This window comes from Collinsella sp. BIOML-A6 (assembly GCF_009875845.1).
GTDB classification, from domain to species: domain Bacteria; phylum Actinomycetota; class Coriobacteriia; order Coriobacteriales; family Coriobacteriaceae; genus Collinsella; species Collinsella aerofaciens_H.
In genome coordinates this window covers 1-8,322 of the sequence record NZ_WWSL01000046.1, presented here as the reverse complement: position 1 = coordinate 8,322, position 8,322 = coordinate 1, and the positions used below count along the sequence as shown (strand labels likewise).

The 8,322-nt window shown below is 47.5% G+C and carries 10 protein-coding genes and 1 pseudogene; 6 read left to right on the top strand and 5 right to left on the bottom strand.

All coding sequences use genetic code 11. From position 1 onward, the window contains the following. The first annotated feature begins 355 nt into the window (after nucleotides 1–355). From GT495_RS10760 to GT495_RS10405, 6 genes and pseudogenes are all read left to right on the top strand, one after another. Nucleotides 356–808 carry a hypothetical protein gene (locus GT495_RS10760; protein ID WP_204986926.1) on the top strand — a complete coding sequence of 151 codons (453 nt, stop codon included), beginning with the start codon at nucleotides 356–358 and terminating at the stop codon, nucleotides 806–808. 77 nt (nucleotides 809–885) lie between these two features. Further along, nucleotides 886–1,653, top strand: a complete 768-nt coding sequence (locus tag GT495_RS10420; protein ID WP_033121505.1) for an ABC transporter ATP-binding protein — start codon at nucleotides 886–888, stop codon at nucleotides 1,651–1,653. Next, nucleotides 1,643–3,715, top strand: coding sequence for an ABC transporter permease (locus tag GT495_RS10415; RefSeq protein WP_055228677.1), 2,073 nt, complete (start codon nucleotides 1,643–1,645; stop codon nucleotides 3,713–3,715). Before GT495_RS10420 ends, GT495_RS10415 begins: the two co-directional genes overlap by 11 nt. Nucleotides 3,716–3,734: 19 nt before the next feature. Then, nucleotides 3,735–4,058: pseudogene (locus GT495_RS10950) on the top strand (response regulator transcription factor); the annotation flags it as partial. 114 nt (nucleotides 4,059–4,172) lie between these two features. After that, entirely contained in the window at nucleotides 4,173–4,412 is a 240-nt protein-coding gene (locus tag GT495_RS10410) for a helix-turn-helix domain-containing protein (protein WP_271741330.1), read from the top strand. Continuing rightward, nucleotides 4,409–5,434 (top strand): HAMP domain-containing sensor histidine kinase, encoded by a 1,026-nt coding sequence (locus GT495_RS10405; RefSeq protein ID WP_055228679.1) that lies wholly within the window; start codon nucleotides 4,409–4,411, stop codon nucleotides 5,432–5,434. The genes GT495_RS10410 and GT495_RS10405 overlap by 4 nt, the downstream gene beginning before the upstream one ends. 49 nt (nucleotides 5,435–5,483) lie before the next feature. Here GT495_RS10405 and GT495_RS10400 read toward each other — a convergent pair whose 3' ends face one another. The 5 genes from GT495_RS10400 to GT495_RS10380 all read right to left on the bottom strand — a co-directional run bounded on the left by GT495_RS10400 (nucleotide 5,484) and on the right by GT495_RS10380 (nucleotide 8,065). Further along, on the bottom strand, nucleotides 5,484–5,732 hold the full coding sequence (locus GT495_RS10400) for a DUF6061 family protein (protein WP_033121501.1): 249 nt from the start codon (nucleotides 5,730–5,732) through the stop codon (nucleotides 5,484–5,486). Between the two features lie 96 nt (nucleotides 5,733–5,828). After that, nucleotides 5,829–6,008: a hypothetical protein gene (locus tag GT495_RS10395; protein ID WP_161162582.1), complete on the bottom strand. Its 180-nt coding sequence runs from the start codon at nucleotides 6,006–6,008 to the stop codon at nucleotides 5,829–5,831. Nucleotides 6,009–6,141: 133 nt separating this feature from the next. Beyond that, nucleotides 6,142–6,345, bottom strand: a complete 204-nt coding sequence (locus GT495_RS10390) for a hypothetical protein (protein ID WP_117851693.1) — start codon at nucleotides 6,343–6,345, stop codon at nucleotides 6,142–6,144. A gap of 507 nt (nucleotides 6,346–6,852) precedes the next feature. Next, a complete protein-coding gene (locus GT495_RS10385; protein WP_015564337.1) occupies nucleotides 6,853–7,275 on the bottom strand; it encodes an RNA polymerase sigma factor in 423 nt (140 codons plus the stop codon). A gap of 532 nt (nucleotides 7,276–7,807) precedes the next feature. Then, nucleotides 7,808–8,065, bottom strand: a complete 258-nt coding sequence (locus tag GT495_RS10380) for a hypothetical protein (RefSeq protein WP_008689645.1) — start codon at nucleotides 8,063–8,065, stop codon at nucleotides 7,808–7,810. Nucleotides 8,066–8,322: the final 257 nt, after the last annotated feature.

Here is an 8,322-nt window from a genome sequence, read left to right as displayed (position 1 = left end):
GGGGCTAGTTCCGCGTTGCGCTAGCTGCGGAAACGCGGGGGCCGTTCAAGCTGTTGCGTTGAGATTGAAAATCAACCGTCCCCATATTTACTGAACACCTCGTAAAGACAAAGATGCGGTCAACCAGTTTTCCAAGAAGTATAACTGCGACCTTGCTCTTGCGGAAGAATATCTGAAAGTTGTCCGTGGAATCCGCAACCAGCAGCCGTTCTATATAACGGACGAGGACGGCGAGGAAACAGGCGAGGATATAGCCCTTGACGATAGCTGGAACTATACCGACATCCTCTGGAACGGCATACAAGCAGAAAAGGTACAGCGGGCATTTGAGAAGCTGAATTACCGGGAACAGACCTTGCTCGAAAAACGGTTAGCAATCTGTATGACCTGCGGGCGAGTTGGCTCATGGAAGAACCGCCCCACTTTTGAAGAATTGGCGATTATGTTTGAGGGCAGCACAGCCAGCGGTGCAGAGCGAGCCTACCGGAAAGCGGTGGACAAACTGACAGAACTGCTGGTTGCCGAAGGTGCGCTCCATGCTGTCCGGCTGAAACAGAAAACCAAAACCAAGCGCAAAAAGAAAATCGCCGCCGCAATCTACGAATATCAAGCAGACTGCGACGGCGAATGGGGCGAAATTTCAGTTGATTTTGAGAACGGCACAGCAGAGATTATCCGACTTGCTGATTGGGATACAATTAAAACGAACTGGTTTGCCAAGGAGGCGATCCGGTATATTTTATCATTGTCGCCTGATGCTCTTACAAAATATATGCTCGTCCCCCTTGAGCCGCCACTTATATCTTGAATCCTTACAACCACTGTAAGTGGTATTTGCTGTGTTCCCATGCTATCATTTTATTACAAATGATAGGAGGTATTCACATGAAACCCATTTTGAATATTGAAAATTTAACAAAAATCTATGGCAATGTGCCAAGTCAAACAAAGGCACTGAATGGGATCACCTTCCAGGTGATGCCGGGAGAGTTTCTCGGCATTATGGGAAGCAGCGGTTCCGGTAAATCCACACTGCTCAATTGTATTGCGACTGTGATTCAACCCACAGGTGGAAGCATTCAGGTGGAAGGCGATACTCTGCAATCCCTCAAGGGAAAGGCTCTTGCAGAGTACCGTGGCAAAAAAGTTGGTTATCTATTCCAGAACTTTGAATTGCTGGACAACCTGACTGGCAGGGAAAACATCCTGCTCCCGACTTCCTTGCATGGGGTATCCGAAGCAGAAAGCAGCCAGCGGCTGAAGCAGTTGGCTGACTATCTGGAAATCACTGATGTTCTGGATAAGTTTCCGTCCAAGATGTCCGGCGGCCAGCGTCAGCGTGTTGCGGCAGCAAGGGCTCTGATCTTACATCCCCAAATGATCCTTGCCGATGAACCGACGGGTGCGCTGGATTCTAAGAACGCAAGAAGTCTTATGGAGAAGCTGTCCGGCCTGAATCGTGACGAACAAGCTACGATCCTGATGGTAACCCATGATTCCAATGCCGCCAGCTTTTGCAAGCGCATTCTGTTCATCCAGGACGGCGTGATCTTTCATGAGCTTCGGCGTGGAGACGAAAGCCAGCAGGAGTTCTACGGGCGCATCCTGAAGGTGATGGCGCAACTGGGAGGGGGCAGCGCAAATGTTCTCTAATCTCATTCTTCGGAACAGCCACCGCAGCCGAAAGGAAAACGGTCTGTTTTTCAGCTCCCTGGTGATTTCTATTGTTGCCTTTTACATGATTCTTTCCATCTCCACTCAAGATGTGATGCTCTTTTTGCAGAAAATGGAGAGTGACGCAGTTGACAAACTCCTGCTTCTGATTCCTGCGTTTTATGGGATGACCCTCGGTATTCTGTTCTTTTTGATCTATTTTGCCTGCAAGTATCAGTTCGAGCGCAGACGGCATGAGTTTGGTGTTTATCTAATGTTGGGGATGCGTAGAAGTAAACTGTTTGGTATGCTTCTGGCGGAAGATTTCCTGACCAGTATTCTTGCCATGCTCATAGGCTTACCTGTGGCTGTGGTGCTTTCAGAAATTGTCAGTCTTGTCACCGCCAAGCTGGTAGGCATGGGGATCATCGGTCATCAGTTTTCTTTATCCTGGTCTGCAATTGAATGGACGCTGGCAGGATTTCTGGCAATTAAGCTGACGGCACTTCTGATTTTGAGTGGACGAATCAGCCGCCAGGAGATCGGTACTTTGCTATCCCAGCCAACGAACCGCCCCAAAAAGCAAATGCCATCTGTTATCTATGGACTGGCTGCTATATGCGGAAGTGTGATGTTGGCAGTGGCTTACTACATGGCGATTCAGGGAATTGCATGGACAAAGGTAAGTATGATGGGACTGACTTTGCTGTTGGGCATAGTTGGTACGATGCTGCTTTTCTATGGGATGCGTGCGCTGATTGCTTTGATTGTTAAGAAAGGAAAAGGAAATAAGCAGCTTCATGTATTTACCTTCCGGCAGATTCAGGAGAATGTTATTCATCAGTCAACCTCCATGGCCATCAGCTCCCTGCTGATTCTGGCGGCGCTGTGTTGTTTTGGTGCGGGCGTAGGAATTGCAGGAACGAATAGCCTGTCTTCTGGCCATGTAATCGACTATACTTTTGAAGATCATACTGCAGAAGATTCATCGCAGGTTCTTCCGAATATAAAGGCAGCCCTGAAAGAAAACGGTTTGGAAAATCAATTTTCAGAGCTTTTTGAAATGAGGGTTGGGCGTATTCGCACCACAGAAGATTATGATAATGCCTACAGCATGGACGCTGTTATGGACTCTCTTCGGAGCCTGCCCCAGTCGGAAGACCGGGATGTCCTTCTGAACAATCTTGGTTATGCCACATACCCATATTTGATTTGTTTATCGGACTATAATCGTTTGTTGGAATTGTCCGGCAAACCGGCTCTCCAATTAGGCGAAAAGGAGGCCGCTGTCTATATTGATACAGAGTTTACTACGGTAAGTCGTACCGCAATGCTGAACCAAGTATTGGCCGGACAGCCCAAGGTGGAACTGGATGGTAGTCCGATTCATCTTACAGGAGAGGTTCAGTCTGTGAATTTGGTCACGGACCGTTCTATAACCTTGTCCTTTGCATTGATTCTTCCGGATGAAGCATTCCTATATTATAGCCAGGGAATGTATGATACCTATGTCAATGCGGTGCTCAGTGAGCAGGCTCTGGATGGAAATAGCCTTATGACTGCATATTTGGATTTGAACGAGAAGCTGGACGAAACTGGCATTGAATATGAAAGCTATCTTCAGAATATAGGTCGTCAGCTTTTCTACACCATAGCATCCAGTTATATTACCCTCTATCTTGCGATTGTTTTCCTGGTAGTTGCCAACACCATCGTGGGTGTTCAGTTCCTGATGAGTCAGCAGAAAACCGGGCGCAGATACCAGACCCTGATCCGCCTGGGAGCTACTTACGAAACCCTTTGCCAGTCTGCTGGAAAGCAAATTACCTGGTTTATGGGACTTCCTGTATTGGTTGCGGCTGTCAGCAGTCTGTTTGGAGTCAGGGCGTTATTTACAGGGATACTCTCGTCCCGAACCCGTGGGACAGTGTCTGAAATGCTGCTTGTATCTGCTGCTATGATTTTACTACTTTGCGTGATAGAATATATTTATATGAGAGTGGTCAAGCGCTCCAGTGATCGGTATTTGCTGACACTGATGCAGCCGCAGAGAGAAGAATAATTTGGAAGGAGGTGCTGTCATGAAAAGAATTGCTGTTGTGGAAGATGAAGTCTATATGCGGGAAGAACTCTGCGATATGCTCCAAAAGGACGGCTATCTTGTGGAGGCAATTACCGAGTTTGAAGATGCCGCTCGGCTCTTGGCAGCCCTCCGCCCTGACCTTGTGATCTTAGACCTGAACTTGCCGGAGATCAGTGGCTTTTAAATCTGCCAGGAGCTAAAGAATAAAACTGCTATCCCCGTCCTGGTGCTGACTTCCAGAGATCAGGTAAAGGATGAACTGCAAGCGTTCCAGTTGGGTGCCGATGAATATTTGACGAAGCCGTGCAGAAAAGATCGACTTCTTGCCAGGGTATCCAATATTCTCAAAAGGTATGAAGGCCGTACCAATCTCATAGAGGGACCAGATTTCCTGTTAGACCAGCAGACCTACACGCTTTATATTCATAATACCTCTGTGGTGCTTCCAAAAAATCAGGGAAAACTGTTGGTCGCTCTTTTGTCCGGCGGCGATGCTCTGGTCACGACGGAGCAGCTTTGCATGGCACTATGGGGAACCACGGAATACATAGATGAAAATGCCTTGCAGGTTAACCTAACCCGGCTGAAAAAAACGATGTCCGCCCTTGAAATGAAGCAGCGAATCGTTGCAGTTCGAGGAATGGGCTACCGTTTGGAAGCGGAGGTGTCTCTATGAAGCAGCTTTGGCACATGATAGAACGGTACTACCCCTGGCTTCTGTTGCTGCTGGGCGTGGATTGCTTTTGCGCTGTCATTCTTTGGATTTCTGACATTCAGGTATTTCAAACCTTGATCGGGTTAGTAGTTCTGACGAGCATCCTTTTGTTTTCAGCGATTCTGTTTGTACTAAACAAGAGGGAGAACACCCACATGGAACTGTTCCGAGATTTCCTCAGTGATCCTACCATCTGCAATGAAGAACGGCTGCTCAGTGCCATTAGTCAGAAAGAAGGAGAATCTGTCCGATTTTTGGCTTCGGTTTTACGGGAATACAAAAACGAGAGTAACAATATGGCGGATGCCCTACGGGACTATGAAGAATACGTGGAGGGCTGGGCACATGAAGCGAAAACGCCCCTATCGTTGCTGACCATGCTCTTGGATAACCGGAACGATGAAATCTCTCCTTCCCTGCAAGCAAAGCTGGATTATGTCCGCAGTCAGCTTCAGGAGGATGTCACGCAGATGCTGTACTATGCCCGGTTGAAGAGCAGTACAAAGGATTACCGATTTGAGGATGTCAATTTGAATGACTGCTTGGGTGAAGTTCTGGAGGACTATGCCCCACTTCTTGAAGAGAAGCATTTTGTCATTCTCAACAAACTGCAATCTGAAACAGTCTATACAGACCGTAGAGGACTTCAGTTTATGTTGGGACAAATCGTTAGCAATGCCATCAAATATAGCAGCGATAGTCCCATGCTTACAATTTCCGTGATACATTCGGAGACTGCAGATATCCTTTCTGTTGAAGATAACGGCATTGGCGTAAAAAAATATAATCTGCCGTACATTTTTCAAAAGGGCTTTACCGGGGATTCTACTGACAGCAGAAAGAAGGCTACCGGTATGGGACTTTACCTGGTTAAGAAGATGGCCGACGATCTAAATCTTCATCTGGAAGCAGCTTCCCAGTGGGGAAAGAGCTTCAAGATTGTCATCTTCTTTCCTAAATTGAGATCCAACGGAGGGAAATAATATAAACAGAAAAACGCCCGCAGGATTTTCTCCTGCGGGCAGCGTGTTGTCAGCTATCCCAAGGCTTGTATTCTGTTACAGTTTTCAAATAGGTTTCGGGATCGCCGTTCAAGATAAGGTCTGCATACTCCAAAGGAGCGTTGTAGATCAAATAATCCAGCTCTGACCGCTGATACATATTGTCAGCAATCTCGTTCTCAACGACGATAGTGTCAATCGCAATCATACTGCCGTCGCTGAATTTCACTTCCACACAGCAATTATCCATATTGTAGGCACAAGATATTAAGGTTTTCATGGTATGTCCTCCATAATTCGTAATATAAAGCGAAAATCCCGTCTGACTTCCTGTTAGAAATCAGACGGGATTTGTCCGTATGCACCCCGGAAACCGTCAGCTAACAGTTGATAAGTAAATTAGTTCCTTATCACTGTTAAGCCAACGCTCAATTTCTTTTTTGCGCTGTTCTTTCTCCTTCGGGGGAAGTACCGGCGTGAGGCTTTCCAGCACAATGATCTTCCCTTGAAATGCGACAGACTTTGTTTCTCGTTCATAAGTGACAGCTTGCGTCATTGAAAACCTCCTTTGCGAAAGTGCGTGTATATGCCAGCCTTTCCCACTTGTCCCGTGGGGAAATGTCAAAAGACGGCACCCAGCAGGTGCCGCCCTTTGAGCTTTCTCCACTTCGGGTCAATGTGGCCCGAGGTCAGTAAGGACTGGAAAGGTACTTTTCTTTGGCGTCCTCCACGCTGTTGAGGTCGAATACTTCATAAAGCTGCCCCACAACACGCCGTATATCCTTCTTTGAAAATCCGCAGTCCTCCATTGCCATAATGACATAACCACGGCAGGCGTCATTGCTCCATTCGTCCGGTTCCAAGCCGGGGATCATTCCAAACGCATTTCCCATAAAGTGCTCCTTTTTTGAAAAGATGGGGAGCCACGCCGGATTGGTTGGCCTATCATCAGACAGCATTGCCGGGGGCTCCCCATAGGTTTTCACTTCATTTCAGACACACCGGACGGGCATAGGCTTCATGCCCCATAGTATTTCAACTCTCCCCATTCTGATGGCAAGGCGTTCTCATTGCCTGCGACGGCTCACGGCTTGCAAGGCCGCTTCAACGCTCGGACTGTGACTAAACGCAAGTATCCGGGTTCTGCGCCTGTTCCGGTGGAGCCAGCCTTGCCCCACCTATGGCATGGACCTGTTCGCTCGCTCAGTTTTACAAAGACTGTATTCTCTGAAATCCGAGGTCATGGCGGGTCTGTCACACAGCGCGTTCCCCTTCGTATCCGGGTGTCTTTTTATTCAATTTTCAATCTGCATGAGGCTTGTCTGAACCTCGGGCCATTGTGACCCGAAGTGTTTTGCCTCTCATAAGCCATTTCATTTTCCGGCCTAAATCGGTACGCCTTACAAAGAATTTTTCAAAATTTTTTCTAAGCGCCGCAGACCTCGCTCGATTGCGACACGAACCACTTTTTCATGGACGCCCTCTGCCCGGGCAATGTCCTGTTTGGTCATGCCGAGAATGAAATGAGCATAAATCCGTTTTGCCTGTTTGTCCGGCAAACTGGAAATCGCTGCGTGAAGCTCCTGCATGGTCACTTTCCGCTCATACAGTTCATGGGGCGATAAGGCGACAAAGACAGCTTCGTGCTCCAGCCCGTCGTCCCGATCAAGGGAATAGTAGGCTTTGTGGCGGTATGTACGCAGCCGATAAGCAGCCTCTTTACGCTCAAACTCTTTGAACATTTCTGCAACTTCTTCCGATACTTCCATGAAGCAATCCGATGTATAAAATGGGTAATAGTCCCGCAAATTGATAATAGCCATATTGACCTCCGTTTCGGTTGTTGGTTGACGAGTGACCGAAACGAAGGCGGCGGGGAGCGGCACCGGGGAATGACTTCGGGCCAACATGACCCGAAGCTAACGCATAAGAACGCAAAAGCGCCCGGGCGGCATGAAGCCACACGGACGCATGAAATGACATAATAATTAAGGTTCCAACAAATTTCGCATACATAGCCGGAATAACCCGGAGGCGGAGCTATGCTTTTTTTAACTGATGTAGGTCATGGGTGCTATGAAAAAAGGCAAAAATAGACACGGCGGCAATCCTCCTATATGCCGCCGTGGATTTACACGGTGTTAGGTCGTCGTTGGTTTAGGATAGACGAAAAGAAACGGCGGCTCTGATTTTCTCAAAACCGCCGTATCAGTCGATGATACAGAAAAGCGCACGAAATCCTCTGCCCGTCAGCGGTTTTTTTCTTTTCCCCGCTGTGGAGGCAGATGTTTGAATATGTAGGTATGTTTCATGCCGCAAAGGCCAAAACATACCGTGTTAGTCAGTCAATTTGAATTAGAGTTCAATTCTTGCTTTCGATGGCTTATCTTCACAATAGGTAACTTTAATCGTTGTTCCCTTGTCAGGGACTTTGTTTCCTGCGCCAATCCATTTTCGGCAGATGTAATCTTTTCCGTCTATCGTATATTTGACCTTGATAGTATGCGGAAAGGCTGCGCCATCCATAGCGTGAGCGCGGACAGGTTTACGATTCACTTTTAACCACCATTGTTTTGTAACTGAAATTACAGTTCCCATTGTTTCTTTTTCCATAAGTTACCTCCAATGATATTTTTGATTGATGATACCTATTTTCTGTTCAACCTTTTTTCTGTTAAACCTTTTCTTTGTTTGTAGTAAAAGCGGAACGCTGCTGCGCCGGTGGCCACCAACTGCACCAGAATCAGCGCAGCGAACAGGCCGAAGCTCTCATAGTAGAACAGTAGAACAGTTGGTTGATTTCCGATCTCAGCCGAACACATTGAGCAAATAGGCCGTTCCCGCAGTTAGCCGAACGCCCCCGCGGCCCC

What these genes read in the sequence shown, in the direction of transcription:
- GT495_RS10420 (WP_033121505.1), top strand. Translation starts at nt 886, where the DNA reads ATGAAACCCATTTTGAATATTGAAAATTTAACAAAAATCTATGGCAAT.
- GT495_RS10415 (WP_055228677.1), top strand. Translation starts at nt 1,643, where the DNA reads ATGTTCTCTAATCTCATTCTTCGGAACAGCCACCGCAGCCGAAAGGAA.
- GT495_RS10405 (WP_055228679.1), top strand. Translation starts at nt 4,409, where the DNA reads ATGAAGCAGCTTTGGCACATGATAGAACGGTACTACCCCTGGCTTCTG.
- GT495_RS10400 (WP_033121501.1), bottom strand. Translation starts at nt 5,732, where the DNA reads ATGAAAACCTTAATATCTTGTGCCTACAATATGGATAATTGCTGTGTG.
- GT495_RS10395 (WP_161162582.1), bottom strand. Translation starts at nt 6,008, where the DNA reads ATGACGCAAGCTGTCACTTATGAACGAGAAACAAAGTCTGTCGCATTT.
- GT495_RS10390 (WP_117851693.1), bottom strand. Translation starts at nt 6,345, where the DNA reads ATGGGAAATGCGTTTGGAATGATCCCCGGCTTGGAACCGGACGAATGG.
- GT495_RS10385 (WP_015564337.1), bottom strand. Translation starts at nt 7,275, where the DNA reads ATGGCTATTATCAATTTGCGGGACTATTACCCATTTTATACATCGGAT.
- GT495_RS10380 (WP_008689645.1), bottom strand. Translation starts at nt 8,065, where the DNA reads ATGGAAAAAGAAACAATGGGAACTGTAATTTCAGTTACAAAACAATGG.